Origin of the sequence: Bacillus sp. LJBV19, from assembly GCF_017797845.1 — a bacterium.
Classification (GTDB): Bacteria; Bacillota; Bacilli; order Bacillales; family Bacillaceae; genus Bacillus; species Bacillus velezensis.
The window spans coordinates 1,553,344-1,578,543 of sequence record NZ_CP072563.1 but is presented as its reverse complement, the minus strand read 5'-3'; the positions used below and the strand labels follow the sequence as shown (position 1 = coordinate 1,578,543).

General features: G+C 48.5%; 25 protein-coding genes, 1 riboswitch and 1 other annotated feature. All 25 genes read right to left on the bottom strand.

Annotated elements, in window-relative coordinates:
• Nucleotides 1-60 precede the first annotated feature (60 nt).
• Nucleotides 61-693, bottom strand: a complete 633-nt coding sequence (gene pyrE / locus J6600_RS07875; protein WP_348633730.1) for an orotate phosphoribosyltransferase — start codon at nucleotides 691-693, stop codon at nucleotides 61-63.
• The gene (pyrF, locus tag J6600_RS07870; protein ID WP_024085288.1) at nucleotides 690-1,409 is read right to left on the bottom strand and encodes an orotidine-5'-phosphate decarboxylase; all 720 of its coding nucleotides are present in this window, start codon (nucleotides 1,407-1,409) and stop codon (nucleotides 690-692) included. The genes pyrE and pyrF overlap by 4 nt, the downstream gene beginning before the upstream one ends.
• Nucleotides 1,378-2,313: a dihydroorotate dehydrogenase gene (locus J6600_RS07865; protein ID WP_209388214.1), complete on the bottom strand. Its 936-nt coding sequence runs from the start codon at nucleotides 2,311-2,313 to the stop codon at nucleotides 1,378-1,380. Before J6600_RS07865 ends, pyrF begins: the two co-directional genes overlap by 32 nt.
• Nucleotides 2,313-3,083 (bottom strand): dihydroorotate dehydrogenase electron transfer subunit, encoded by a 771-nt coding sequence (locus tag J6600_RS07860; RefSeq protein ID WP_209388213.1) that lies wholly within the window; start codon nucleotides 3,081-3,083, stop codon nucleotides 2,313-2,315. Before J6600_RS07860 ends, J6600_RS07865 begins: the two co-directional genes overlap by 1 nt.
• Nucleotides 3,080-6,295 (bottom strand): carbamoyl-phosphate synthase (glutamine-hydrolyzing) large subunit, encoded by a 3,216-nt coding sequence (gene carB / locus J6600_RS07855; protein WP_020955795.1) that lies wholly within the window; start codon nucleotides 6,293-6,295, stop codon nucleotides 3,080-3,082. Before carB ends, J6600_RS07860 begins: the two co-directional genes overlap by 4 nt.
• A complete protein-coding gene (locus tag J6600_RS07850) occupies nucleotides 6,280-7,374 on the bottom strand; it encodes a carbamoyl phosphate synthase small subunit (protein WP_007409730.1) in 1,095 nt (364 codons plus the stop codon). The genes carB and J6600_RS07850 overlap by 16 nt, the downstream gene beginning before the upstream one ends.
• Nucleotides 7,371-8,657 carry a dihydroorotase gene (locus tag J6600_RS07845; RefSeq protein ID WP_209388212.1) on the bottom strand — a complete coding sequence of 429 codons (1,287 nt, stop codon included), beginning with the start codon at nucleotides 8,655-8,657 and terminating at the stop codon, nucleotides 7,371-7,373. Before J6600_RS07845 ends, J6600_RS07850 begins: the two co-directional genes overlap by 4 nt.
• On the bottom strand, nucleotides 8,641-9,555 hold the full coding sequence (locus tag J6600_RS07840) for an aspartate carbamoyltransferase catalytic subunit (protein WP_014417729.1): 915 nt from the start codon (nucleotides 9,553-9,555) through the stop codon (nucleotides 8,641-8,643). Before J6600_RS07840 ends, J6600_RS07845 begins: the two co-directional genes overlap by 17 nt.
• Before the next feature lie 141 nt (nucleotides 9,556-9,696).
• Complete coding sequence (gene pyrP, locus J6600_RS07835) at nucleotides 9,697-11,007, bottom strand: uracil permease PyrP (RefSeq protein WP_025649477.1); 1,311 nt, start codon at nucleotides 11,005-11,007, stop codon at nucleotides 9,697-9,699.
• Between the two features lie 154 nt (nucleotides 11,008-11,161).
• Nucleotides 11,162-11,707, bottom strand: a complete 546-nt coding sequence (pyrR, locus tag J6600_RS07830) for a bifunctional pyrimidine operon transcriptional regulator/uracil phosphoribosyltransferase (RefSeq protein WP_003154392.1) — start codon at nucleotides 11,705-11,707, stop codon at nucleotides 11,162-11,164.
• A gap of 188 nt (nucleotides 11,708-11,895) precedes the next feature.
• The gene (locus tag J6600_RS07825) at nucleotides 11,896-12,810 is read right to left on the bottom strand and encodes an RluA family pseudouridine synthase (RefSeq protein WP_014417727.1); all 915 of its coding nucleotides are present in this window, start codon (nucleotides 12,808-12,810) and stop codon (nucleotides 11,896-11,898) included.
• A gap of 1 nt (nucleotide 12,811) precedes the next feature.
• Complete coding sequence (lspA, locus tag J6600_RS07820; RefSeq protein ID WP_014417726.1) at nucleotides 12,812-13,273, bottom strand: signal peptidase II; 462 nt, start codon at nucleotides 13,271-13,273, stop codon at nucleotides 12,812-12,814.
• 101 nt (nucleotides 13,274-13,374) lie between these two features.
• Complete coding sequence (locus J6600_RS07815) at nucleotides 13,375-13,746, bottom strand: TraR/DksA family transcriptional regulator (RefSeq protein WP_003154399.1); 372 nt, start codon at nucleotides 13,744-13,746, stop codon at nucleotides 13,375-13,377.
• Between the two features lie 148 nt (nucleotides 13,747-13,894).
• Nucleotides 13,895-16,660: an isoleucine--tRNA ligase gene (gene ileS, locus J6600_RS07810; RefSeq protein ID WP_012117512.1), complete on the bottom strand. Its 2,766-nt coding sequence runs from the start codon at nucleotides 16,658-16,660 to the stop codon at nucleotides 13,895-13,897.
• Nucleotides 16,661-16,711: 51 nt separating this feature from the next.
• Nucleotides 16,712-16,940, bottom strand: a binding site (T-box leader).
• A 61-nt stretch (nucleotides 16,941-17,001) separates the two neighbouring features.
• Nucleotides 17,002-17,496: a septum site-determining protein DivIVA gene (gene divIVA, locus J6600_RS07805; RefSeq protein ID WP_003154406.1), complete on the bottom strand. Its 495-nt coding sequence runs from the start codon at nucleotides 17,494-17,496 to the stop codon at nucleotides 17,002-17,004.
• A 94-nt stretch (nucleotides 17,497-17,590) separates the two neighbouring features.
• Nucleotides 17,591-18,361: a YlmH family RNA-binding protein gene (locus tag J6600_RS07800; RefSeq protein ID WP_007409722.1), complete on the bottom strand. Its 771-nt coding sequence runs from the start codon at nucleotides 18,359-18,361 to the stop codon at nucleotides 17,591-17,593.
• 61 nt (nucleotides 18,362-18,422) lie between these two features.
• Nucleotides 18,423-18,701 carry a YggT family protein gene (locus tag J6600_RS07795; RefSeq protein ID WP_003154408.1) on the bottom strand — a complete coding sequence of 93 codons (279 nt, stop codon included), beginning with the start codon at nucleotides 18,699-18,701 and terminating at the stop codon, nucleotides 18,423-18,425.
• Between the two features lie 6 nt (nucleotides 18,702-18,707).
• The gene (gene sepF, locus J6600_RS07790) at nucleotides 18,708-19,166 is read right to left on the bottom strand and encodes a cell division protein SepF (protein WP_007409719.1); all 459 of its coding nucleotides are present in this window, start codon (nucleotides 19,164-19,166) and stop codon (nucleotides 18,708-18,710) included.
• The gene (locus J6600_RS07785; protein WP_209388211.1) at nucleotides 19,163-19,855 is read right to left on the bottom strand and encodes a YggS family pyridoxal phosphate-dependent enzyme; all 693 of its coding nucleotides are present in this window, start codon (nucleotides 19,853-19,855) and stop codon (nucleotides 19,163-19,165) included. The genes sepF and J6600_RS07785 overlap by 4 nt, the downstream gene beginning before the upstream one ends.
• 4 nt (nucleotides 19,856-19,859) lie before the next feature.
• Nucleotides 19,860-20,696, bottom strand: coding sequence for a peptidoglycan editing factor PgeF (gene pgeF, locus J6600_RS07780; protein ID WP_245207609.1), 837 nt, complete (start codon nucleotides 20,694-20,696; stop codon nucleotides 19,860-19,862).
• Between the two features lie 154 nt (nucleotides 20,697-20,850).
• Entirely contained in the window at nucleotides 20,851-21,102 is a 252-nt protein-coding gene (locus J6600_RS07775) for a YlmC/YmxH family sporulation protein (protein WP_003154415.1), read from the bottom strand.
• A 60-nt stretch (nucleotides 21,103-21,162) separates the two neighbouring features.
• Complete coding sequence (locus J6600_RS07770) at nucleotides 21,163-22,443, bottom strand: acetylornithine deacetylase (RefSeq protein WP_209388210.1); 1,281 nt, start codon at nucleotides 22,441-22,443, stop codon at nucleotides 21,163-21,165.
• Nucleotides 22,444-22,518: 75 nt separating this feature from the next.
• Nucleotides 22,519-22,623, bottom strand: a riboswitch (TPP riboswitch).
• A 4-nt stretch (nucleotides 22,624-22,627) separates the two neighbouring features.
• Nucleotides 22,628-23,425: an ABC transporter ATP-binding protein gene (locus J6600_RS07765; RefSeq protein ID WP_007611292.1), complete on the bottom strand. Its 798-nt coding sequence runs from the start codon at nucleotides 23,423-23,425 to the stop codon at nucleotides 22,628-22,630.
• A 128-nt stretch (nucleotides 23,426-23,553) separates the two neighbouring features.
• Nucleotides 23,554-24,336: an RNA polymerase sporulation sigma factor SigG gene (gene sigG, locus J6600_RS07760; RefSeq protein WP_003154420.1), complete on the bottom strand. Its 783-nt coding sequence runs from the start codon at nucleotides 24,334-24,336 to the stop codon at nucleotides 23,554-23,556.
• Nucleotides 24,337-24,476: 140 nt separating this feature from the next.
• Entirely contained in the window at nucleotides 24,477-25,196 is a 720-nt protein-coding gene (sigE, locus tag J6600_RS07755) for an RNA polymerase sporulation sigma factor SigE (RefSeq protein ID WP_007409714.1), read from the bottom strand.
• Nucleotides 25,197-25,200: the final 4 nt, after the last annotated feature.

Genomic DNA, 25,200 nt, shown 5'->3' with positions numbered 1-25,200 from the left:
TCAACCCGAGTTTTTTGATAGGAATAATAAAACAGGCCCTGAGGCCTGTTTTTATTGTCATTATTTTTTAAACCAATCTTTTGACTCGGGATTCAATTTCCATGATTTCAGTTTTTCAATGTCAGCTGAATGAATCGTTCCGTTTGCAAGCGCGACTTCAATCAGCGTGTCATAATCCGTTAACGAGTAATAAGGAAGACCCGCTTTTTTAAAGGCTTCTTTTGCTTTCGGCAGTCCGTATGTAAAAATGGAAATGACGCCGAGGACTTCCGCGCCCTCTCTTTGAAGGGCCGCCGCAGCTTCAAGCACGCTGCCCCCGGTAGAAATCAAGTCTTCAATCACGACTGTTTTTTGTCCTTTCTTAATGGCGCCTTCTATTTGATTTCCTTTGCCGTGCGCTTTCGGTTTGCTTCTGACGTAGCACATCGGCGCGCCTGTACGATCTGCGAGAAGCGCAGCATGCGGAATGCCCGCCGTTGCAGTGCCCGCGATCATCTCCGCCTCGGGGAAATGCTCTTTCAGCAGTTTGCCGAGCCCGTCCGCCACATCATTTCTCACTTTTGGATACGACAATGTCAGACGGTTGTCACAATAGATCGGTGATAAAATGCCGCTCGCCCACGTAAACGGCTCATTCGGGCGTAAAAAGACAGCTTCAATGTGTAATAGATGTTTTGCGATAGCCTGTTTCATCGGCGAACGCCCTCCCATTCCAGTTTAATTGCTTCATATGCTTTAACGGGGTTTTCCGCTTTTGTAATTGAGCGGCCCACGACGATGGCTGACGACCCGTTTTCTTTCGCAAATGACGGAGTCGCCGTCCGGACTTGATCGTCAGCTGCGTCACTGGCCGTGCGGATGCCCGGTGTGACTGTCAGAAATGAAGGCCGGACCGCTTCATAAATGGCTTTTGTTTCATGTACCGAACATACCACTCCGTCCAGCCCGCACTCTTCCGCCATTTTGCCGTAATGCACAACCGTTTCTAACAGCGGCTTATGCAGCAGAAGCTCTTCCTTCGCCACCTGCTCTGAAGTGCTGGTCAGCTGAGTCACCGCGATTAAAGACGGTCGTTTTCTGCCTGCCGGCGTGCCTTCTTCAAGCCCCTCTAGGGCCGCGCGCATCATGCGTGCGCCCCCTGCCGCATGCACATTGACGAGATCAACGCCGAGGCCGGCAAGCCGCTTCATCGCTTTATTGACCGTAGTCGGGATATCATGAAGCTTTAAATCTAAAAATATATCACAGTTCCGTTCTTTTAATTGGTGAATGATGGCGGGGCCTTCCTGATAAAAAAGTTCCATCCCCGTTTTGACAAAAAGCCTTTCCTTTTCAAACAAGTCTAAAAACGTTAAAGTCTCTTCCCCTGATGCAAAATCAAGCGCGATGATGGGCAGGTTGTTTTTCATGTTTCCAGCTCCTTCCGATGCATTCACTTACAGATTGAAAGCCGTGTTGGCGCAGCACACGGGGGAGCTGTTCTATGATTTCCGGGCAGACGAACGGATTGACGAAGTTCGCCGTGCCGACGGCAACCGCACTCGCTCCCGCAAGAAGAAATTCTAATGCATCCTCTGCGGTCTGAACGCCGCCCATCCCGATAATCGGGATTTGAACGGCCTGGCTGACTTCGTATACCATCCGGATGGCGACCGGTTTGATCGCCGGGCCTGACAGTCCGCCCGTTTTATTTGCTAAGATCGGCCGTCCCGTCTTGAGATCGAGCCTCATCCCGATGAGTGTATTAATCATCGTCAGACCGTCAGCACCGGCCGCTTCAATCACTTTGGCAATTTCGGTTATGTTTGCGACATTAGGCGAAAGCTTCACATACACAGGCACTGCGGAAACTTCTTTCACCGCTTTTGTCAGTTCGGCCGCCATGACGGGATCAGTGCCAAAAGCAATCCCCCCCGTTTTGACATTCGGACATGAAATGTTAAGCTCAAGCGCATGCACATTCGGCGCTTGGCTGATGTGCTCGGCCACTTCTTTATAGTCGTCCACCTGAGAACCGGCGACATTTGCGATAATCGGCGTGTCAAATTGTTCGAGCCAAGGCAGCTCATGATTGAGCACATGCTCAAGCCCGGGATTTTGCAGTCCGATGGCATTCAGCATTCCCGCGCTTGTCTCCGCCACTCTCGGTGTCGGATTTCCGAAGCGGACTTCGTTCGTCGTGGCTTTAATCATAATGCCTCCGAGGCATGATAAATCGTAAAATCCGGCATATTCTTTCCCGAAACCGAAACATCCGGAAGCGGGGATGATCGGATTTTTCAATTGGAGACCCGGCAGATTCACTTCTAACATTACAGCGCCACCTCCTCAGCTTTAAATACCGGCCCGTCAAGGCAGACCTTTACATAGGATGTATCGCTTTCACCCGTGCGGCACACGCAGGCGAAGCAGGCCCCGATGCCGCAGCCCATCCGCTCTTCCATCGAAAGATAAACCTCTTTATGGCCGTACTGCTGCTTCAGAGCTTTCAGCATCGGTGTCGGTCCGCAGCTTAGCAGGACATCGAATTCGAGCTGCTTTTCACGGATGACATCGGTGACAAATCCTTTCTCTCCATATGTTCCGTCAGCCGTCGCCACATAAGTGTCTCCGTACGCACGACATTCCTGTTCGTAAAAAACATCCTTTGCTGATTGAAATCCAAGCACATGAATGACGTTTACGCCTTTTTCCGTCAGGCGCTTTGACAGTTCCTGCAAGGGCGGAACCCCGACTCCGCCTCCGACTAACAGCGCGGTTTTGCCGGGTTCAATCCGCCGGACGGGGAATCCGTTGCCGAGAGGGCCGAGAACGTCTATCCTGCCGCCCTCTTTTTTCCCGGACAAAAGACGCGTTCCCTCACCGTCAGCTCTGTAGATAACGGATACTTCATTCGCGGCGAAATTGACGTCCGCAATGCTGAGCGGTCTTCTTAATAGCGGCGTGACCGCGTCACTCACCTTCAGATGAAGAAATTGACCCGGCTCGGTAAGGTGCCGGACAAGCTCTCCTTTCAGCACCATCTTATAAATCCGGTCGGCAATCTCTAAGTTGGATTGAACAGTCAAATGCGCTTTTTTCATATCGTGACTGCCGCCTTTTGATTGGTTTCGGATGCAGGCATATGATCCGCCCGGAATGTCATGCTTTCCAGTACCCGCAAAATGGCTTCGGCCGTATCTAAAGATGTCAGGCAGGCGACTCCGTTCTCAACGGATTCGCGGCGGATTCTGAAGCCGTCTCTGGCCGGCTGTTTGCCCTTTGTCAGCGTATTGATGACAAATTGCGCTTCGCCGTTTCTGATGACATCGAGCAGATTTTTCCCTTCTTCGCCGATTTTTCCGACGACTTGAGCCGGAATCTGAGCGTCTTTCAAATAAGCCGCCGTTCCTTCCGTTGCCAAGATTTTATAGCCGATGGCGTGGAACCGCTTGGCGATCAGCAATCCTTCTTCTTTATCTTTATCGGCAACAGTCAACAGCACTGAGCCGTAGTTCGGGATTTGAATGCCAGAAGCAATCAGCGCTTTATAGAGCGCTTTTTCAAGGGTTGAATCTTTGCCCATGACCTCTCCCGTCGACTTCATTTCAGGGCCTAACGTAATATCCACTCTTCTCAGCTTCGCGAATGAGAAGACAGGCGCTTTCACGAATACCCCCTGCTGTTCAGGCTGCAGCCCCTCTTGATAGCCGAAATCAGCAAGCTTTTGGCCGAGAATGACCTTTGTCGCCAGGTTCGCCATCGGGATTTTTGTGATTTTGCTTAAGAACGGCACGGTTCTGCTTGACCGCGGATTTACCTCAAGCACATACACCTCACCTTGCGACAGGACGAACTGGATGTTCAGCAACCCGATGATGTTAAGGCCTTTTGCCAAGGCTACAGTGTATTGTTCGATTTTTTTCTTAATGTCTTCGCTTAAAGACTGAGGCGGATAGACGGCGATTGAATCCCCTGAATGGACGCCGGCCCGCTCGATATGCTCCATAATTCCCGGAATAACGACTGTTTCGCCGTCAGATACGGCATCGACTTCGATTTCTTTCCCCGTCAGATAACGGTCGATTAACACCGGATGCTGCGGGTTGATTTTGACAGCATTTTTCATATAGTGAAGCAGCTCTTCTTCGTGATAGACGATCTCCATCGCCCGGCCGCCGAGCACATACGAAGGGCGGACAAGTACCGGATAGCCGATGGAGGCGGCGATTTTGACCGCTTCGTTCACCGACACGGCGGTTTTTCCGAGCGGCTGCGGCACATTCAGCGCCTCAAGCGCCTGCTCGAACTTATCCCGGTCTTCCGCACGGTCTAAATCTTCAAGTGATGTGCCGAGAATTTTGACGCCGCGGGCGCTCAATTCTTCCGCAAGATTGATCGCCGTCTGCCCGCCGAATTGGACAACAACGCCTTCCGGCTGTTCCAAATCAATGATGTGCATGACATCTTCAACCGTCAGCGGTTCAAAATACAGTTTGTCTGATATGCTGAAATCAGTAGACACCGTCTCAGGATTGTTGTTGATAATAATCGCTTCATAGCCTGCCTGCTTGATTGCCCAGACAGAATGAACGGTCGCATAGTCAAATTCGACGCCCTGTCCGATACGGATCGGGCCGGAACCGAGGACGACGACGCTTTTTCTTGAAGTAACCTCAGACTCGTTCTCTTCCTCATATGTGCTGTAGAAGTACGGGGTTTCTGATTCGAATTCCGCCGCGCATGTATCCACCATTTTATATACAGGCTTGATGTCTGCTTCTTTTCGCATTTGATACAGCTCTTGTTCCGGCATATTCCATTCCCGGCTGATATATTTGTCGGAAAAACCGAGTTCCTTCGCTGTCTGAAGCACGGCGAGGCTGCCTTTTTCCGCTTTCAGCTCTGTTTCAAAAGCGACCAGCTTACAGAGCTTGTGCAAAAAGAATACGTCAATTGCGGAAAACTCATGAAGCTGCTCCACTGTATAGCCTCTTCTGAACGCTTCAGCAAGATAAAACAGGCGTTCATCCCCGGCTTTTCTGATCCGTTTTTCCAAAAGCCCGTCCGAAATCTCTTCCGCATCCTTCAGTTCCAGGTGATAGACATCGGCTTCCAGTGAGCGGACCGCCTTTAACAGCGATTCTTCAAGGGTGCGTCCGATGGCCATGACCTCTCCGGTGGCTTTCATTTGCGTCCCGAGCCTGCGGTTTGCCGACTCAAATTTGTCGAACGGCCAGCGCGGGATTTTAGAAACGACATAGTCAAGCGCGGGCTCAAAAGCCGCATATGTTTTTCCCGTTACGGGATTCATCATTTCATCAAGAGAAAGCCCGACTGCGATTTTCGCCGCAAGCTTTGCGATCGGGTAACCCGTCGCTTTTGAAGCGAGGGCAGATGAGCGGCTCACCCGCGGATTCACTTCGATAATGTAATATTGGAAGCTGTCGGGATCGAGCGCGAGCTGAACATTACAGCCGCCTTCAATGCCGAGCGCGCGGATCAGCTTTAATGAAACATTGCGCAAAAGCTGATATTCCCGGTCGCTCAAAGTCTGGCTCGGGGCAACGACGATGCTGTCGCCCGTATGGATGCCGACCGGATCGATATTTTCCATGTTGCAAACGACGATCGCGTGATCTCTGCTGTCTCTCATGACTTCATATTCGATCTCTTTGTAACCGGCAATGCTTTTTTCCAGAAGGCACTGATGGACGGGGCTGAGTTTTAATCCGTTTTCGACGATCTCTTTCAGTTCTGCTTCATTCGAGCAGATGCCGCCGCCCGTTCCGCCTAATGTGTAAGCGGGGCGCACGATAACCGGAAACCCGATCCGGCCGACAAATTCCTCGGCTTCCTGTAAAGTGCGGATGATCTCACTTTCCGGCACCGGTTCATTCAGCTCATTCATCAGCGTACGGAATAAGTCGCGGTCTTCCGCCTGCTGGATGGCGGACAGCTTTGTGCCGAGCACTTCCACCCCGCATTCCTCAAGAACCCCGAGTTCAGACAGCTCGACGGCAAGGTTCAGTCCGGTCTGTCCTCCCAGAGTCGGCAGGATGGCGTCCGGCCGTTCTTTTCTGATAATACGCGTGAGAAACTCCGGCGTCAGCGGCTCTATGTATACCCGATCAGCCATTTCCGTATCCGTCATAATCGTTGCCGGATTCGAGTTGACGAGAATGACTTCATAGCCTTCTTCCTTTAAAGCGAGACACGCCTGTGTGCCCGCATAATCAAATTCCGCCGCCTGTCCGATAATAATCGGGCCTGATCCGATCACTAAAATCTTTTTAATATCTACGCGTTTTGGCATACCGCTTCCCCTTCTTTCTCAGTTGTTTCGATCAAGTCAATGAATCTGTCAAATAAATGATTGGCGTCTTCCGGCCCCGGTGAAGCTTCAGGGTGGTACTGAACCGTAAATGCCGGCAATGTTTTATGCTTGAGTCCTTCGATCGTTTGGTCATTGATCGCAATGTGCGTCACTTCAAGCTCTGTCTCATCTATTGAAGAAACTGTATATCCGTGGTTTTGGGCGGTTAAAGCGACTTTCCCTGTCGCAAGCTCTTTAACCGGATGATTGGAACCCCTGTGTCCGAATTTCATTTTTTCCGTTTCCGCTCCGGATGCCAGCGCAAATAATTGGTGGCCGAGGCAGATTCCGAATAACGGCACCTTCCCGAGTATGCCTTTTATCATTTCAATGGCTTCCGGCACATCTTTCGGATCTCCGGGTCCGTTAGAAAGCATGATGCCGTCCGGCTTGAGCTGAAGCACTTCTTCCGCCGTTACATTGTACGGCACAACGATGACATCGCATTTTCTTTTGTTTAACTCTCTTAAAATGCCGTGCTTCATACCGAAATCGACGAGTACGATGCGTTTGCCGCGGCCCGGACTCGGATATGCCGTTTTCGCAGATACTTGAGCGACTTGATTTCTCGGCAGTTCCGTTTCTTTCAGCCTTGCAAGAACCTCTCCGACATTCTCCTCACTTGAAGCAAACGTTCCTTTTAATGCGCCGGCCGTGCGGATCATTCTTGTGAGCTTTCTCGTGTCAATCCCTTGTAAGCCGGGGATATTTTTCATTTTCAAATACTCGTCAAGCGTGTAAGCCGAACGCCAGTTGGAAGGCAGCTCGCACAGTTCTTTTACGATCAGCCCTTTTACAAAAGGAGTGATGGATTCAAAGTCATCTCTGTTAATTCCGTAGTTGCCGATCAGAGGATACGTCAGCGTCACGATCTGCCCGCAGTAAGAAGGGTCTGATAAAATTTCCTGATAACCGGTCATTCCCGTGTTGAATACGACTTCACCCGCGGTATGTTCCAGGCTCCCGAATGCTTCACCCTCAAATACCGCTCCATTTTCCAGCACTAGTCTTCTTTTCATTTGACGAGTCTCCCTTCTTCGTATGCAAGCTTACCGGCAGCCATCGTTGCAACAGGCCAGCCGAAGCACTTCATCTTGTTGAATGGCGTATTTTTTCCTTTAGATAAAAATGTATCTTTGTCAATGGCCGCTTCTTTTTCCAGATCAATCAGGGTGATGTCAGCAGGCGCGCCCGGTGCAAGCGTTCCGTACGGAAGGCCGAATGCCTCGCAAGGTTTTGCCGTCATGAAATCAACCAGCTGCTTCAGCGTCCAAGTCCCGTTTTTCACAAAATGTGTGTACAGAAGCGGAAAGGCTGTTTCTAAACCGACGATACCGAAAGGCGCAAGCTTCATATCCGTGTTTTTCTCTTCTTCTGTATGCGGCGCATGGTCAGTGGCGATGAAATCAATCGTACCGTCTAAAAGCCCTTCAATCAGCGCCTCTCTGTCCTCTTTGCTGCGAAGCGGCGGATTCATTTTAAAATTGGTATCAAGTCCCGGGATATCTTCGTCACAAAGCAGCAGGTGGTGCGGCGACACTTCCGCCGTCACGCGGATTCCCGCTTTTTTTGCGTCTCTTACGGCTCTGACGGATTCTTTCGTGCTGATATGACACACATGGTAATGGCAGCCCGCCGCTTCCGCCAGCAGGACGTCACGGGCGATATGTACCGCTTCACAAATGGAAGGTATGCCGTTCAGGCCGTTCGCTTTTGAAAAAGAACCTTCATGCACGCTTCCACCGTAAATCAGTGAGTTATCCTCACAATGAGCGACAATCGCTTTATTTATTGAAGCCGCCCGTTTCATGGCTTCATACATCATTCCGGCCGTCTGAACGCCGACGCCGTCATCGGTGAAGGCGAATGCGCCGGCTTCATGAAGCGCCTCAAAATCTGTCATTTCTTCGCCGGTTTGTCTGATCGTAATGGATGCGTAAGGAAGGACCCTGACAGATGAGGTTTCTTTGATCCGGTTTTGCAGCCATTCCATCTGCTCTTTCGTATCCGGCACCGGCCTTGTATTCGGCATGGCTGCGACTGTAGTAAAGCCACCCCGCGCCGCGGCTTTAGAGCCCGTCTCAATGGTTTCTTTTTTCTCGCCGCCCGGTTCTCTGAAGTGGACATGAAGGTCTACGAGCCCCGGTGAAACGAACAGTCCCTCAGCGTCGATCACCGTTTCTCCGTCTTTCGCTGTCAGAAGCCCGGTTTCCGTAATGAATTCACCCGTTACCCGGATATCCTGTGCCACTTTTTCTCCCTGTTCATTTAACATCCAGCCGTTTTTAATGAGATAAGACATAAGCCGCTTCTCCCCTTTTCACATTGGTTTGCAGTGCTCTTTTTAAGACTGCCATTCTGATATAAACGCCATTTTCCATTTGTTTAAAGATTCTTGATTTTCCGCATTCCACTAATGTTGTGTCAATTTCGACTCCTCTGTTCACCGGTGCGGGATGCATGATGATGGCATGCCGCTTCATGCTCTCCGCCCGCTTTGCGGTCAGCCCGTATGCTTCCAGATAGCCTTTTTGGTCGGCTTCTGTCTGATGCCTTTCATTTTGGATGCGGAGCAGCATGACGACATCTGAAGCTTGTATGGCTTCATCCGTCTGAACACAGGTGCCGAAGGCGTTTTTCTCATCCTGCCATTGCGGCGGACCAGAAAACAGCACACGTGCGCCGAGCCTTGTCAGCACCTCGGCATTCGACCTTGCCACCCTGCTGTGTTTGATATCGCCATGAATGGAAACCGTCAGGCCCTGAAAGGTCTCAAATTCCTCTTGAATCGTCATTAAATCGAGTAATGACTGAGTCGGGTGCTGGCCGCAGCCGTCGCCGGCGTTTAAGATCGGAATATTGACTCTGCCGGTCAGATCTTTGTAATATTCATCCGTGCTGTGCCGGATGACGCAGGCGTCCGCTCCGATTGATTCCAGTGTTTTGACCGTGTCATATAAGGACTCGCCTTTTTGAACGCTTGTGCTCGTATCGTCTAAGCTGAGCACGTTCATTCCGAGTTTCTTTTCCGCCACTTCAAAGCTGAACCGCGTTCTCGTGCTCGGTTCAAAAAACAGATTCGCAACAAATTTTCCCGCGAGATCGGGGCGGACTGTTCCCTCTTTTATCGCTTTTGCCTCACGCAGCAGTTCTGTAATTTCAGCCGTGCTCAGTTCAGACATCGCCGTTAAATGATTCATGTTTTTCTCCTCCGTTTCCGCTTGAAGGCCGTAAAAAACACCCCGGTCTATAGACTCGGGGTGCGGTTAAAGAGAGAAGCAGCGTACAGCTTCTTCCCGTTATAACCCTTCCAAGCCTCTCTGGACTTTCTTTAAAAGGTTTTACATATGATTTTGTTTTTCTGATGCAATCGCGTCTTCTTCATTTGCATGCGGCAGGATGAGGTTCAGGATGACTCCGACGATTGCCGCAAGCGCCATGCCGGATATTTGGAACCCGCCTTTTGATACTTGAATAAAAGCCCCTCCGACGCCGATCACGAGAATGACGGATGTGATAATTAAATTTCTCTTGTTTTCATAATCAATGTTGTTGTCAATCAGCATTCTTAAGCCGCTGGAGGCGATAATTCCGAAGAGCAGGAAGGAAACGCCTCCCATAACCGCGGACGGAACAGAGCTGATCAGCGCTGATACTTTTCCGATAAATCCGAAGCACAGCGCAATCACACCCGCGCCGCCGATGACAAAGACGCTGAAAACTCTCGTAATTGCCAGTACACCGATGTTTTCGCCGTATGTTGTCGTCGGCGGGCCGCCGATTAACGAAGCGATAATCGTCGCTACGCTGTCCCCCATTATGGAGCGGTGCAGTCCCGGCTTTTTAATGAAATCCTGTCCGACGACTTTACTCAGCACCATTTGGTGGCCGATATGTTCTGACATCGTCACGAAAGCGACCGGCACCATCGCAGCCGCAATGCCCAATGTCACTGACGGCGTATAGTCTTTGAAAGGGATGATAAATTCAGGAGCGGCGAACCATTTTGCATCAATGACCGGCTGAAAATTGACGATACCCTGTGTCAGCGCAAACAGATATCCGCCTATAATGCCGATCAATACCGGAATCAGGCTTAAAAATCCCCGTAAAAAGATGGCGCAGATAATGGTGATTGCCAAAGTGACGCCGGCTACACTGAAATGTTTCAAGCTGTAGACGAGTTCCTTCGCATTCGGATCAGCATACATTGCCATATTGACGGCTGTGCTTGCCAGTCCGAGGCCGATGACGATGATGACCGGCCCGACGACCACCGGGGGCAGCAGCTTCATCAGCCACCCCGTTCCAAGCTGCCTGATGAGAAGTGCGATCAGGCCGTACACAATTCCCGCCAGGAAAGCGCCGACCATGGCAGCCCCCGGCCCTCCCGTCGCCTTCACCAAGATAATCGGTGATATAAAGGCGAATGATGAGCCGAGATAAGCGGGAATCTGGCCTTTTGTCACCAAGAGATAGGCGAGTGTCCCGATTCCGCTCGTGACAAGCGCCACAGCCGGGCTCATTCCGACCAGTTTCGGCACGAGTATGGTTGAACCGAACATGGCGAATAAATGCTGCAGGCTGAATGACAGCCAGGACAATGGATTGGGGACGTCCCTGACTCCCAGGTTTACTTTTTTCTTACTCATGGCGTTTTCCTCCCGGTTGACTTTCAAATGGTATAAAAAAACCTCTTTGCTTTTTGCGCAAAGAGGCATACAAAACCCGGCCGCGTCGATCCGCCCGGCTTTGTGTTTTAAAATCCTCTTTGCAAACTCTCTGGAATGCATTTAAAAAGGGTGGTTATTCATTTTCATAAATGGCGACCATATCAGTCTGATCAACTTCGCTCAGCTGAACCATCACTTTTTCAGCTTTTGAGGTCGGAATGTTTTTCCCGATATAGTCCGCTCTGATCGGCAGTTCCCGGTGCCCTCTGTCGACAAGCACGGCAAGCTGTATCGATGACGGCCGCCCGACATCAACGAGGGCATCCATCGCAGCTCTCACCGTCCGGCCGGTATAAAGCACATCATCAACCACAATGACCTTTTGGTCTGTGATATCGGCCGGAATGTCCGCGCCTTTTACAAGCGGCTCTTCATTGCTCGTTTTTTTCGTGAGATCGTCACGGTAAAGGGTGATATCGATTTCCCCGACGGTGACCGGATTCCCTTCAATCTGTTCGATCCGCTCGGCCAGCCGCTTCGCTAAATAAATGCCTCTTGTTTTAATCCCTACAAGAATGCAGTCATTCATTCCTTTATTCCGTTCGATCATTTCATGGGCTATCCTTGTGAGCGCCCGCCTGATCGCCTGTTCGTCGAGAATAACAGCTTTTTGATTCACTCGTGACACCTCTCCATTCGTATATAAGAAGAAAAAACCCCTCCTGCCAGAGCATAGAGGGGTTCCTTTCCAGGACGAAGACACATGCGTATCTCTTCTGTCCTATCCGTTATCCTTCTCAGCCTCTCTGGACTGTGTTAAAGAATCTATTCAGCTTGTTTTTATTATTTCAGAAAAGAAACTCGCTGTCAACGGCTATTTCTTAAATCTTCAATGAGTTTTTTCATATCTTCAGGAAGGGGCGCTTCAAACTCCATGTATTCGCCCGTCCGGGGATGATCAAAACCTAATATTCCGGCATGAAGCGCCTGACCGTTAAAATCAACGGTTTTTCTCGGTCCGTATTTCGGATCGCCCGCCAAAGGAAATCCGATATATTTCATATGAACACGGATCTGATGCGTTCTTCCGGTCTCAAGACGGCACTCTACGAGCGTGAAATCTTGAAAACGCTCAAGCACGTGGAAATGCGTGACGGCGTTTTTGCTGCTTTCTCTTGTTACGGTCATGCTTTGACGGTCTTTTTTATCTCTCCCGATCGGAGCGTCAATCGTTCCGTCATCATGTGAAATCATCCCGTGGACAACCGCTGTGTACTTTCTGGTCACGGTTTTATTGACGAGCTGATTAACGAGTGATTCATGCGCCATATCGTTTTTAGCGACCATTAACAGACCGGAAGTATCTTTATCAATACGGTGGACGATTCCCGGGCGCATGACGCCGTTAATGCCGGAAAGGTCGTTGCAGTGAGCCATCAATCCGTTTACAAGCGTCCCTGTCACATGGCCGGGCGCCGGGTGTACAACCATGCCCCGCGGTTTGTTCACAACCAAGACGTCCTGATCCTCATAGTAAATGTCCAAATCCATCGGCTCCGCAAGCACGTCCAGTTCTTCCGGTTCAGGAATGGTGACGTTTACCTGATCGCCGGGCTGCATTTTGTAGTTCGCTTTTACGGATTTGCCATTAACGGATACCAGTCCCTCTTTTACCCATTGCTGCACTTGAGTGCGTGACCAGTTTTCTCCCGTTGAAGCCAAAAATTTATCAATCCGTTCGCTCTTTTGTTCAGGCTGAACGGTTATCTCAAATTGATTCATGTTATTGCTCCTTCTTTTTACCGCTGTCAAACAGCATATGAATAAATAAAAGTATTACACCGACGCACAGTGAGGAGTCCGCGATATTAAAAATCGGATAGTGATAATCCACGATGATGACATGAATAAAATCCACCACTTCCTGGCGCGCCGCCCGGTCAATAAAGTTTCCGGCCGCACCGCCCAGCATTAAGCCGAGAGAAATTCCGAGTAACATCTGCCCTTTTGCATAACGCTGTATGTAATAAACGATTCCGATAATCACGGCGATGGTAATGACGTAGAAAAACCACATTTGGCCGGCTAAAATCCCCCACGCCGCTCCCGTGTTGCGATGAGATGTGATATAAAGCACCTGATTGATGACAGGTATGCTTTGTCCCAATTCCATATGGCTGACGACAAGCCATTTGGTCAATTGGTCGGCAATAATAATAAAAAGAGCGATAAGATAATAAAGCACACACGTTCCTCCAGTATACAGTTACTTTTATCCTTTATGAATTTTATCAGTAAAAGATGCCAGAGTAAAGGCAGATCATAAGCGCATGCAAACAGACGCTGTCACTCATACAGCGCCTGATCATATGCATAATCTCCGGGTTCCCAATATGGAAGGGTTTTCTTTTCAAATTGAGCGGGATAATAAAAATCATCAGCGGTTCTGGCCGTCGGCAACACCGCAAGTTTTTCAATCGGAATGGGGGCGCCTGTTTTTTCACAATAACCGTACGTATTGTTTTCAAACTTAGACAGGGCAAGAAGAACGTCCTGAAGTTCTTCTTTTATATGATAGATCAGAGTTGCTTCTTGGTCGTTCATTGAAGGTTCAACAGATGCTGACATTTGAAAGCAAGAATATTCGAATAATCTTGATTGAAGTTCTTCTTTCATCATGAGAAGCTCCGTGTGGATTGCGGTCAGTTGATCATTCATTCATCACAACTCCTGCTCTTGATGTTATGGCTTTATTGTTGCCCCCAGAGCGCCATTTGAAGCCCATAAGATTTTTCCTGTCGTTCTAATCGATGACATTGCTGGCATGTAAAAAAGCGCCCGGCTGACACCGGGCGCTTCTCATTTATTATTTTTGATAATATTTTTCAACGATTTCCGCATTGCGCAGTGATAATGTCGGATATTTCGGATTGGCTCCGACATCTTTAGAAATGACGCGAGAACGTTCACACATCTGGCCTTCCGCTTTTTCTACGGTCATTTTTCCTGTTGTGAAACTTTGCGCGTTTTCAGGCGCTTCACTTTCGTCTTTTACTGTCAGTTCTGAGACGATAAACAGCTGCGCGATATTTTCTTTAATGGATGACAAGAGGTCGCGGTTTTCTTTGTTCGGATACAAAGTCAGGCTCGCTTCCAATGATCTTCCGATAATTTTTTCGTTACGGGCTGTTTCCAAAGCTTTCAGCACGTCGTTTCGAAGCTCCATGAAGCGGTCGAATTTTTCTTCTGTCGCTTGACTGTCCGGAACTGCAATGGTTTCCGGCATATCTGTCAGCTGCACGCTTGCTTCTTCAACAAATGATAAGTGAGACCACATTTCATCCGCCGTATGCGGGAGAATCGGCGCCGTCAGCTTCACTAACGCCAGCAGCGTTTCATAAAAGACGGTCTGCATGCTGCGGCGGTCCGGATGATCCGCATGCTCGATGTACACAACATCTTTTGCAAAATCAAGATAGAAGGAGCTGAGCTCGATCGTACAGAAATTGTGAATGCTGTGATAAACCACCGCAAATTCATATTCATCGTACGCTTTTTTCACCTTATCAATCAGCTTATTCAGCTTGATCAGCATATATTGATCCACTTCGCGGAGATCTTTTACATCAACGGCATTGACACTTGGATTGAAATCGAACAGGTTGCCGTGAAGGAAGCGGAACGTGTTGCGGACTTTCCGGTATACTTCCGCGACCTGCTTCAGAATGGCGTCAGACACGCGAACGTCCGCCTGATAATCCACTGACGATACCCATAATCTTAAGATGTCGGCACCAAGCTGTTTCATGACTTTAGCCGGAACAACAACGTTACCGATTGATTTACTCATCTTGCGTCCTTCTCCATCCAGTGCGAACCCATGGCTGAGCACACCTTTATACGGCGCTTTTCCTGTTACGGCTACTGCTGTAGAAAGAGAAGAGTTAAACCAGCCGCGATATTGGTCAGATCCCTCTAGGTATAAATCAGCCGGGCGAACGAGGTCATCACGTTCTTCAAGCACTGCTTGATGTGAAGAGCCTGAATCAAACCAAACATCCATGATATCCTGTTCTTTTGTAAATGTGCCGTTCGGGCTGCCAGGATGCGTAAAGCCTTCCGGAAGAAGATCCTTTGCTTCTTTTTCAAACCAAATGTTTGATCCGTGCTGTCTGAACAATTCAGAAACATGTTCAATGGTTTCATCTGTAATAATCGGTTCTCCGTTTTCAGCGTAAAATACCGGAATCGGCACACCCCACGCACGCTGTCTGGAAATACACCAGTCTCCGCGGTCCCGAACCATGTTGTGCAAACGCTGCTCGCCCCATTCAGGAACCCATTTGGTTTCTTTAATGGCATCCAGCAGGTCTGATCTGAAATCTTTAATAGACGCAAACCATTGCGCTGTCGCTCTGAAAATGGTTGGTTTTTTTGTTCTCCAATCATGCGGATAAGAGTGAGTAATGAATTCAAGCTTCACAAGTGCGCCTTTTTCATCGAGCTGCTGTGTGATCGCTTTGTTTGCATCATCATAGAACATGCCTTCAAACCCAGGAGCTTCGCTAGTCATTACACCTTTTTCATCGACCGGGCAAAGCACATCTAAACCGTATTTTTGGCCAATGATAAAGTCATCTTCCCCATGTCCTGGCGCTGTATGAACACAGCCTGTTCCGGCATCAGTTGTTACGTGTTCACCAAGCATAACGAGAGAGTCTCTGCCATATAGCGGGTGTTCAGCGATAATGTTCTCAAGGTCTTTTCCTTTGACCGTTCTTGTCACTTCATACTGATCAAATCCGCATGCTGAGGCAACACTTTCGACTAAGGCACTTGCTACGACAAAGCGGTCTTCACCTACTGCAATCACGCTGTACTCAAGATCAGGGTGCACTGAGATTCCGAGGTTCGCCGGAATTGTCCAAGGCGTTGTTGTCCAAATGATGATGCGCTCGCCGTTTTCAAGAACGCCTTTTCCGTCTTTTACACCAAAAGCGACGTAAATAGATGCTGAACGTTTGTCTTGATATTCGATCTCGGCTTCAGCCAGAGCAGACTCACTTGAAGGTGACCAGTTAACCGGTTTAAGGCCTTTGTAAATGTAGCCTCGTTTTGCCATTTCACCAAATACGCGGATTTGCTGCGCTTCGTATTCCGGTTTTAATGTCACGTATGGGTTTTCCCAGTCACCGCGGACACCAAGACGTTTGAATTGCTCACGCTGTCCCTCGATTTGCTTCCAAGCGTACTCTTCGCATAGTTTGCGGAATTCCGCTACTGACATTTCTTTCCGGTTTACTTTTTTGTTTTTCGTCAGAGCTGTTTCAATCGGCAGTCCGTGCGTATCCCAGCCCGGCACGTACGGTGCGTTGTAGCCGCTCATTGATTTATAGCGGACGATGAAGTCTTTCAGGATTTTGTTCAGGGCATGGCCCATGTGGATGTCTCCGTTTGCATAAGGAGGTCCGTCATGCAGCACGAATTTCGGGCGGTCTTTCGTCCGTTCTTGAACAAGACGGTAAATGTCCTGCTCCTCCCAGTCTTTTTGCATGTCCGGCTCACGATTCGGCAGATTTCCGCGCATCGGAAAATCTGTTTTCGGCATTAACAGCGTATCTTTGTAATCCATTTTCATTCCTCCACAACATTTATCAGAAAATAAAAAAAGCCCTCTCATCCCATAAGGGACGAGAAAGCTTATCTCGCGGTACCACCCTTTTAGAAAAAACGGATCATCCGTCTTTTCCTCTCGAACATCGTAACGTGATGGAACGTCCTTTCCTACTCTCGGTTCAGAAAGGAAACTAAAGGGCTGATCTGCATGATTCCGGCCATCCCGGGCTTTCACCTTCCCCGGGTCGCTTTATAGCCTGTTTTGAGTCATGCCGGTCCCTTTCAATCGTCTTTTCATCTGAATTTATGAACGTATTATATTCGAACGGGCCGGAGAATGTCAAGAAAATCAGAAAATTATTCTTTTTCCTCAAAAACCGCGTCGACTTCGTATTCCAGCAGATGATCCCAATCATCGTTCTTCAGCAGGTCGAGCTGCGCCTCAATCAGCATTTGGAAACGCGTTCTGAAGACTTTAGACTGTTTTTTCAGCTCTTCAATTTCCATTGCGATTTTTCTTGATTTGGAAAGCGACTCATTGATGATGCGATCAGCATTTTTTTCTGCTTCACGGACGATCAGCTTCGCTTCTTTCTGCGAGTTGCGCTTTACGTCTTCTGCGGCTTCCTGAGCTACGAGAATTGATTTATTCAGCGTTTCTTCGATATTGGCAAAGTGGCCGATTTTTTCGTCCAGCTCGTTCACTTTCGCCTCAAGCTCCGTTTTTTTACGGAGTGCGATTTCGTAATCTTTTCTGACCTGCATTAAAAATTCATTTACTTCATCTTCATCATATCCGCGAAAACCTTTTGTAAACGTTTTGTTATGGATATCATTCGGCGTTAATGGCATATTGCCACCTCCATTTTTACATTTCAGTACGGTTATCTAGTTCACATTATAAAACAAATACGGCACAGATGGAGAAAAAAACTGAAAAAACGACTCATTTTTGCCGTTCAAATGTAACTTTCCATTTGTCTTTTTTCGTTTTTCCGTCAACTTTTGCCAAACTGCATCGTCCGAAGCCGCGAATCGAGAGCATGTCCCCTTCAGCAACCTGATAAGACGGATCTTCAATGGCTTTCCAATTCACCTTAACGAGCCCGTTTTTCACAAGCGCCTGCGCTTTCTGACGGGATTGCCTGCTCATTGAAGCGCAGACGGCGTCGAGACGCAATGAAGAAACCGTGTCATCCCTTATTTCGACATCTGAAGCGGGAATGTGAAGAGCGGAAAGCTCGATTTTCTCAAGCTTTACCGGCGCTTTGCCCGCTTTGGTCAGCTGAGTGCTGACAAAATCGGCGATTTCACCGGAGACGATGAGCTGCACGGCTTCCTCTGAGAAAATCAGATCGCCGTATTTCTGCCGCTTTAAGCCGATCCCCATTAATGATCCGAGAAGAGAGCGGTGGTCAATGCTGACGAATTTTTCAGCGTATTGAACGTCAAAAGCCCGAAGCTCAAAATCATCCTGTTCAGGTTCCATATATTCAGGGTATAAAATCGCGCGTTTGCGCTCAGCTCTGTCATATCCTCCGAAAAACGCAAGACCGCAGGCGTCGCCGATAACGGCTTTTACAATCACCTGTTCTCTGGGATCTAAGAAATCAGTCAGCTTCATCCGATACTGGTCCAGGACAATCTGTTTCCATTCAAGCGCCTGATCAATAAAAGGCCGCTCGTCTTGTCTGAAGTGCTGGTAAATATCGCTCATGTTCTTTCCTTTCTATGTAAAGAGGCTTGGCTGGTGCCAAGCCCGTATCAAACTGTCGCATTCAAGTATACATTGCGATCATGCGGTATAGGCCCCAAAGTCCCGTCGTGGCAAACCGAAGCACGATAATCGCTACAATCGGGGATATATCCAGCATGGCAATGGGCGGAATGATCCTTCTGAACGGCTCTAAATACGGTTCGCAAATCGCTGCGAGAAACCGTCCGACCGCCGTTTCTCTCGTACTCGGCACCCATGACATAAAGATATAGATGATCAGGGCAAACGAGTAGATGTAAATTAAATAACTCAGAACGGAAAAAATTTGATAAAGAATCATCCTGCTTTACCACCTCTGATGTTCGTCTTCATTTATAAGCTCCGAAATCGTGCCGGAAACGTCGACATTATCAGGCGTGCACAGAAAAATATCTGAACCGATTCTCTGAATGTCGCCGCCGATGGCGTAGACGGTACCGCTTAAAAAGTCGACGATTCTTTTCGCCTGATCATGCTGGATGCGCTGCAGATTGACGACAACCGCCCGCCTGTTCTTTAAATGATCGGCGATTTCCTGTGCTTCCGCATATACACGCGGTTCACTCAACACCACTTTAGAGGATTTCTGAACACTTTGCAAGCTTACTACGTTCTGCTTGCCCTGCGGCTTCTGAGCGTAAGCAGGCTGTTTATCTTTCTGCTGTTCATGCTCTTCCGGATGATCCTGCTCCGTTTCAATGTATTCGTACTCGTACTCCTCCTCATCCATTGAGAAAAAGTTTTTCAGTTTATTTTTCATGCTCATTGGTTTACACCCCCCGGTTCATTTCCGACTAATGAAGAGCCGATTCTGATAAAAGTTGCGCCCTCTTCAACAGCGATTTCATAATCATTTGACATGCCCATTGACAGTTCCCGGCACGGTGCGTTTGTCTGATTCAGTTTTTGCACCTGATCCCTCAGATCACGCAATTGCCGGAAGCAGGCTCTGATCGTTTCTGTATCGTCTGTCAGGGGAGCCATCGTCATCAGGCCCTCTACAGAAATGTTTCTAAACTCAGAAAGCTCTCTGATAAAGGGGATGACCTCCTCTGTTTTCAAACCGTGCTTTGACGGCTCAAGCGAAGTATTCACCTGCACAAAACAGCGAACCGCATGCTGCGCCCGTTTTTCAATCTCTTTTGCCAATGACAGTCTGTCTAAGGAATGGATATAAGATACACGGTCAACGACGGCCTTCACCTTTCTGGACTGAAGACTGCCGATAAAGTGCCACTCCGGGCTGCCTTTGATGACTTCCTGCTTATGGATAAGCTCGGCATCCCGGTTTTCTCCCAGACTTGTAATACCGGCATCAACGGCCTCTTGAGCCCTTTCGGCTGATACGTATTTTGTAACCGCGATGACGGTAACATCTTCGGGGCTTCGGCCCGATCTGTTACATGCTTCGTTTATTCTTTCGTTTATATGTCGTAATTGATCAGCAACACGCAAGATCTTACGCCTCCTTCATTCCGATAAAGGACATCATGCGTCCCGTTTTCCCTTTGTCGCGGCGGTGTGAAAAGAATAGTTCACGCTCTCGTTCAGTGCATAAACCGCTGACTGAAATGTTTTCTTCCGGAATGCCGCAATGTATCAGAAGAAGACGGTTGACCTCTTTTAAATCAAGCTGATACTGGCCTCTTTCCGTTTCGCATATGGCGGATTCAGCCGTAAAAGGCAGCGCCCGCACTTCATTGATGACGCGGTCGTCGACTGTATAGCTTCCCGCGCTGATGGACGGACCGATGACAGCCTGAATATCTGTTAAACGGGAGCCTTCTTCGTTTACCCAGCGTTCCGTCATGATGCGTCCGATTTGTTTGACCGTCCCCTTCCATCCGGCATGGGCAGCGCCGATAATGGATTTCACCGGGTCATAAAAATACAAGGGCACACAGTCCGCAAAACAAAGGGCCAAAAAAAGATTCGCATCTTTCGTGTAGAGCCCGTCCGTCCCGCGGAATGCGGAAGAATAGTCTCTCGCTCCTTTTCCTTTATCCCCGGCTGTCACGCGCCGGACGCGGTTTTCATGTGTCTGGTCGGCGAACACCCAGGAATCCAGATCAGTACCGCATAAGGACGCTATGACTTCACGGTTTGTCACAACATCATGAGCTTCGTCCCGGACGTGCAATCCGGTATTTAATGACTCATACGGAGGATTGCTGACCCCGCCGTTTTTCGTCGTGAATCCGGCGATGACCTTTGTGTTAAGCTGATTCACACAGTTCCAGTCTTCTATCATGAGTGCCGAGGGGGTGGTAAGACTAAACGGGTGATATGTATTCATGGAGATCCAACCTTTCGACAAACATTAAAAAAGCGTAATTTCCCACTCATTTTAACACAATTTTAAGCATACGTTTAGCGGCTGATTGAAAAATGAGATAAATAAATGTGCCGGAAACATTGAGATTTCCGGCTTTTTACAAGTGAAGGGAGGATTACGCTCCCCCCTTTGGTTCATTTACACGCACTAAGATGACATCTTCCCCAATTTTAACTATATTTCGCCAAGGAATGATCATTTCCTCTTCTTTTCCGAAAAAACCGAGAACTTTTCCGCTTCCGCCTAAAATAATCGCCTGAATTTTTCCCGTTGTCACGTTAATATCAATATCACCGATGCTTCCGAGTTTTTTTCCGTTCGACACGTTTACCACATCTTTTATTTGAAATTCAGATATGCTGATCATCCGTATCACGCCCTTTGCCCGTTCTTTTTCCTATTATATGAACGGCCGGGCTGAACCTTGTCACATCGGGCAATCTTTTTTGCGGCTGCACCAGCCGAGGATAAATCTCAGCATGATTTTCGTATAGTCCATAAGCTCATCAACGGACACTTCCTCGTTTACGGAGTGGGCGTTTTTTAAATCGCCGGGACCGTATATGACGCTCGGAATCCCGGCATGATAAAGCCACCCTCCGTCAGTTACGGTTTGGGAAACATCAATGACGGGCTCCTGTTTTTTGACGGCTGAGTGTGATACAGCCAAGACAGAAACTGCCGGATGGTCCGGGTCGATTTCCAGCGCCGGAAACACCTCTCCTCTGTCTTCAATCATCGAAGATCCGCCCCATTTGAACACCGGCCTGTTTTCTTTGAGCCACAGATCACTGTCAGCGACACGATTAATATAGTCTTCGATTTCTGCGGCTGCTTGTTCGTGCGTTTCGTTCGGATAAAAGTGGACGGTGATCCATAACCGGCATTCATCGGCGACAAACGCTGCGTGTCTTCCGCCTTCAATGACGGCGGGGTTGATCGTATTGGTGCCGGGCGCAAAGCCGGGATAGCTTTTCGTTACCGCCCAGTGGCGCTCCAGCTCTCCCAAGGCAGCAATGATTTTCGCCATTTTTTCGATGGCGCTCGCTCCGAATGTGCCTCCGCCTGCATGAATCATATTGCGCCTCATGCCGTCATGAAATGTTTGTTTGCTTTTCAATTCTATCCAGCCGGTGATGACACCGCCCTGCCCTTGAATATGCAGGCTGCTCGTATCCGCGACAACCGCAAAATCCGCGTGATAGCCGCGTTTGCAGCATTCCAGCGTCCCCGCCTCACCGACTTCTTCTCCGATTACAGACTGTACAATGAGGTCGCCCGGAAGCTTAATGCCGGCATCATGGATCAGCTTCAGAGAGAAAAGAACACACGCCAATCCCCCTTTCATATCAGCGGCGCCCCTTCCGATCAGCATGCCGTCTTTTACGAGCGGCTGAAAAGGATCAGAGTGCCAGTCTTCGCCCCCGGCTTCTGCCACATCAATGTGTCCGTTTAAAATCAGGCTTTGATGCCTGCTTGAATCTGTCCCTTTTAAAACACCGACTACATTCGGGTCTTCCGGATACACATCCCACATATCGACCGAGCAGCCCGTTTCTTTTAAAAAGCCGGCCACCCACTTTTGGGCTTCTGCCGTATTTCTTGCTGGCGGGGCCGGAGTGGGAAAGGCTATCAGTCTTTCAGCAATATGTATGAAGTCGTGCCGCCGTTTCTCCGCCTGGTGTAACAGCATATCAATCTGATGCATTGGAAATCTCCCCTTTGGCTGTATCAAAAAACCCGTTCATTCATGAAATGAAACGGGTAAAAAACGGATCTTCCTCCGCTTTTTTCACCGCTTCCCTCCGCCGGCATGATCCGGATCAGGTCCGTTAAGGGTTGAGACAACGTCTCTCTCAGCCGCATGGCAGCACCCCCAGGGTGAATTTATGTTATTTTACGGATGATGCCTCTTTTGCACGTGTTAAAAACGGGCGGCCATTGTTCCATAAGACATTGACAGGCATATCGAAAAACGCTGTAAGCCGCTCGTCAGAAAGCATGTCCCTGATTTTCCCGGAGGCGAACACCTCGCCCTGTTTTAAAAGAAGCGCCTGATCAAATACCGGCAGAATTTCTTCAGCGTGATGGGTGACATAAAGGATGGACGGCGCATTTTCTTTTTCGGCGATCGACGTAATCGTGTCCAGCAGCTGCTCCCTTGCCATAAAATCAAGACCCGTCACGGGTTCGTCCAAAATCAGCAGTTCCGGATCAGCCATAAGCGCCCGCGCAATCAGCGCTCTTTGTCTTTCCCCTTGTGATAATGTTTCATACCGTCTGTCGGCGTAACCGATGGCGCCCAAATCCTTCAGAAGACCGATCGCTTTTTCCCTTACTTGCTCACTCGGAGTTTCGTACAGCCCGATTGAGGCGTACGCGCCGCTGAGGGCGATTTCAAAAGCGGAGTCCGCGGCATATAATTTGTGCTGAAGACCTGCCGAAACAAGGCCGATTTTCCTTCTGAGCCTGTCACCGAGCTCTGTTTTGCCGAATTGATGGCCGAGCACCTGCATCTCTCCTGAAGTGGGGAAGTAATAAGAGCATAACATATTCAGCAAAGCCGTTTTCCCGGCTCCGTTTAATCCGTACAGCACCCAATTTTCGTTTTTCTCGACGCGCCAGTTAATATCTTTCAAAATCCATTTCCCGTTTCTTTTTAATGACACACTGTCCAGCTGTAAAATCATTGCAGTTTCCCCCGTTTACTTTATTTAAATTTTCTAAAAACTTTTACACATTAGAATACATCACTTTTTTGCAAACGTAAACCATCGCATGAAAAAAGCCTTTAAACAAGGTTTAAAGGCTTTTTCCGTTATTGATGGATATTCTTATTCATTTGTTTAATGGCTGCCTTTTCAAGCCTTGAGACCTGAGCTTGGGATATGCCGATTTCTTCAGCGACTTCCATTTGGGTTTTCCCTTGGAAAAAGCGCTTTCGCAAAATCATTTTTTCCCGTTCGTTCAGTCTTCTCATGCCTTCTTTCAGAGCCAGCTCCTCAATCCATTGTGTATCCTTATTGCGCTCATCGCTGATCTGGTCCATCACGTAAATCGGATCGCCGCCGTCATTATAAATCGGCTCAAACAGTGAAACCGGATCCTGGATGGCGTCAAGGGCAAACACAATTTCTTCATGGGGCACTTCAAGAACTTTGGCGATTTCCTCTGCTGTCGGCTCCCTGCTTGTCTCACTGATTAACCGCTCTCTTACTTGAAGCGCTTTATATGCGATATCGCGAAGCGACCTCGAGACGCGGATCGGATTATTATCCCGCAAATATCTGCGGATTTCTCCGATGATCATCGGTACAGCGTATGTTGAAAACTTAACATTATGGCTTAGGTCAAAATTATCAATGGATTTCATTAGTCCGATGCAGCCGACCTGAAATAAGTCATCAACATACTCTCCTCTGTTGTTAAACCTCTGAATGACGCTTAAGACAAGGCGCAGATTGCCGTTTACAAGCTTTTCCCTCGCTGAATCATCGCCCTCATCCTGTAATTGCCTAAACAGCTTTCTCATCTCTTCATTCTTGAGCACCGGTAATTTGGAGGTATCCACCCCGCAAATTTCGACTTTATTTCTTGACACGTTTTTCCCTCCCACTAGGAGCTGCTGTACAACGTTAAGTATCTCCTCGGGTGGGAAAAATATGCACCGCCATTTTACAGAAATAAACATCCGGCTGCGGCAATCCTTGCAGCAGTAAGGGCTGTCAGATGGAAAAAATTTTACACCATTTTGTTAAACTCTTTTCTCAGTCTTTTGATAATCCGCTTTTCGAGCCGGGAGATATAAGATTGTGAAATCCCCATCATGTCGGCTACATCTTTTTGTGTTTTTTCTTCTTCTCCGACAAGCCCGAAACGCAGTTCCATAATCTGCTTTTCTCTTTCGTTTAATTGCTCAAGCGCTTTTTTCAGAAGTTTTTTATCCACATTGGCTTCAATGTCTTTTGTAATAATATCATCATCTGTGCCGAGCACATCCGAAAGCAGCAGTTCGTTTCCGTCCCAATCAATATTCAGCGGTTCATCAAAGGACACCTCTGAACGGATTTTGTTGTTACGGCGCAAGTACATTAAAATTTCGTTTTCGATACATCGCGACGCATAGGTGGCGAGTTTGATTTTCTTTTCCGGATTAAAAGTGTTTACCGCTTTGATCAAACCGATGGTGCCGATGCTGATTAAGTCCTCGATATTGATGCCGGTGTTTTCGAATTTGCGGGCAATGTAAACGACAAGACGTAAGTTTCTCTCAATCAGGATGGCCCGCGCCGCCTGATCCCCGCTCGGCAGCTTTAATAAGAGCACCTGCTCCTCTTCTTTAGACAAAGGCGGCGGCAGCGCCTCGCTTCCTCCTATGTAATATACTTCATCGCTTTTCAGTCCGAGTTTCATCAGCCATTTATACCACAAATATGTCAGACGCAGCTTAAGTTTTTTCATCTTC

Bases quoted from the DNA above. Each gene is read 5' to 3' on its own strand.
- pyrE (WP_348633730.1), bottom strand. From the start codon at position 693: ATGAAACAGGCTATCGCAAAACATCTATTACACATTGAAGCTGTCTTT.
- pyrF (WP_024085288.1), bottom strand. From the start codon at position 1,409: ATGAAAAACAACCTGCCCATCATCGCGCTTGATTTTGCATCAGGGGAA.
- J6600_RS07865 (WP_209388214.1), bottom strand. From the start codon at position 2,313: ATGTTAGAAGTGAATCTGCCGGGTCTCCAATTGAAAAATCCGATCATC.
- J6600_RS07860 (WP_209388213.1), bottom strand. From the start codon at position 3,083: ATGAAAAAAGCGCATTTGACTGTTCAATCCAACTTAGAGATTGCCGAC.
- carB (WP_020955795.1), bottom strand. From the start codon at position 6,295: ATGCCAAAACGCGTAGATATTAAAAAGATTTTAGTGATCGGATCAGGC.
- J6600_RS07850 (WP_007409730.1), bottom strand. From the start codon at position 7,374: ATGAAAAGAAGACTAGTGCTGGAAAATGGAGCGGTATTTGAGGGTGAA.
- J6600_RS07845 (WP_209388212.1), bottom strand. From the start codon at position 8,657: ATGTCTTATCTCATTAAAAACGGCTGGATGTTAAATGAACAGGGAGAA.
- J6600_RS07840 (WP_014417729.1), bottom strand. From the start codon at position 9,555: ATGAATCATTTAACGGCGATGTCTGAACTGAGCACGGCTGAAATTACA.
- pyrP (WP_025649477.1), bottom strand. From the start codon at position 11,007: ATGAGTAAGAAAAAAGTAAACCTGGGAGTCAGGGACGTCCCCAATCCA.
- J6600_RS07825 (WP_014417727.1), bottom strand. From the start codon at position 12,810: ATGAATCAATTTGAGATAACCGTTCAGCCTGAACAAAAGAGCGAACGG.
- J6600_RS07815 (WP_003154399.1), bottom strand. From the start codon at position 13,746: ATGAATGATCAACTGACCGCAATCCACACGGAGCTTCTCATGATGAAA.
- ileS (WP_012117512.1), bottom strand. From the start codon at position 16,660: ATGGATTACAAAGATACGCTGTTAATGCCGAAAACAGATTTTCCGATG.
- divIVA (WP_003154406.1), bottom strand. From the start codon at position 17,496: ATGCCATTAACGCCGAATGATATCCATAACAAAACGTTTACAAAAGGT.
- J6600_RS07800 (WP_007409722.1), bottom strand. From the start codon at position 18,361: ATGAGCGATATTTACCAGCACTTCAGACAAGACGAGCGGCCTTTTATT.
- J6600_RS07795 (WP_003154408.1), bottom strand. From the start codon at position 18,701: ATGATTCTTTATCAAATTTTTTCCGTTCTGAGTTATTTAATTTACATC.
- sepF (WP_007409719.1), bottom strand. From the start codon at position 19,166: ATGAGCATGAAAAATAAACTGAAAAACTTTTTCTCAATGGATGAGGAG.
- pgeF (WP_245207609.1), bottom strand. From the start codon at position 20,696: ATGAATACATATCACCCGTTTAGTCTTACCACCCCCTCGGCACTCATG.
- J6600_RS07775 (WP_003154415.1), bottom strand. From the start codon at position 21,102: ATGATCAGCATATCTGAATTTCAAATAAAAGATGTGGTAAACGTGTCG.
- J6600_RS07770 (WP_209388210.1), bottom strand. From the start codon at position 22,443: ATGCATCAGATTGATATGCTGTTACACCAGGCGGAGAAACGGCGGCAC.
- J6600_RS07765 (WP_007611292.1), bottom strand. From the start codon at position 23,425: ATGATTTTACAGCTGGACAGTGTGTCATTAAAAAGAAACGGGAAATGG.
- sigE (WP_007409714.1), bottom strand. From the start codon at position 25,196: ATGAAAAAACTTAAGCTGCGTCTGACATATTTGTGGTATAAATGGCTG.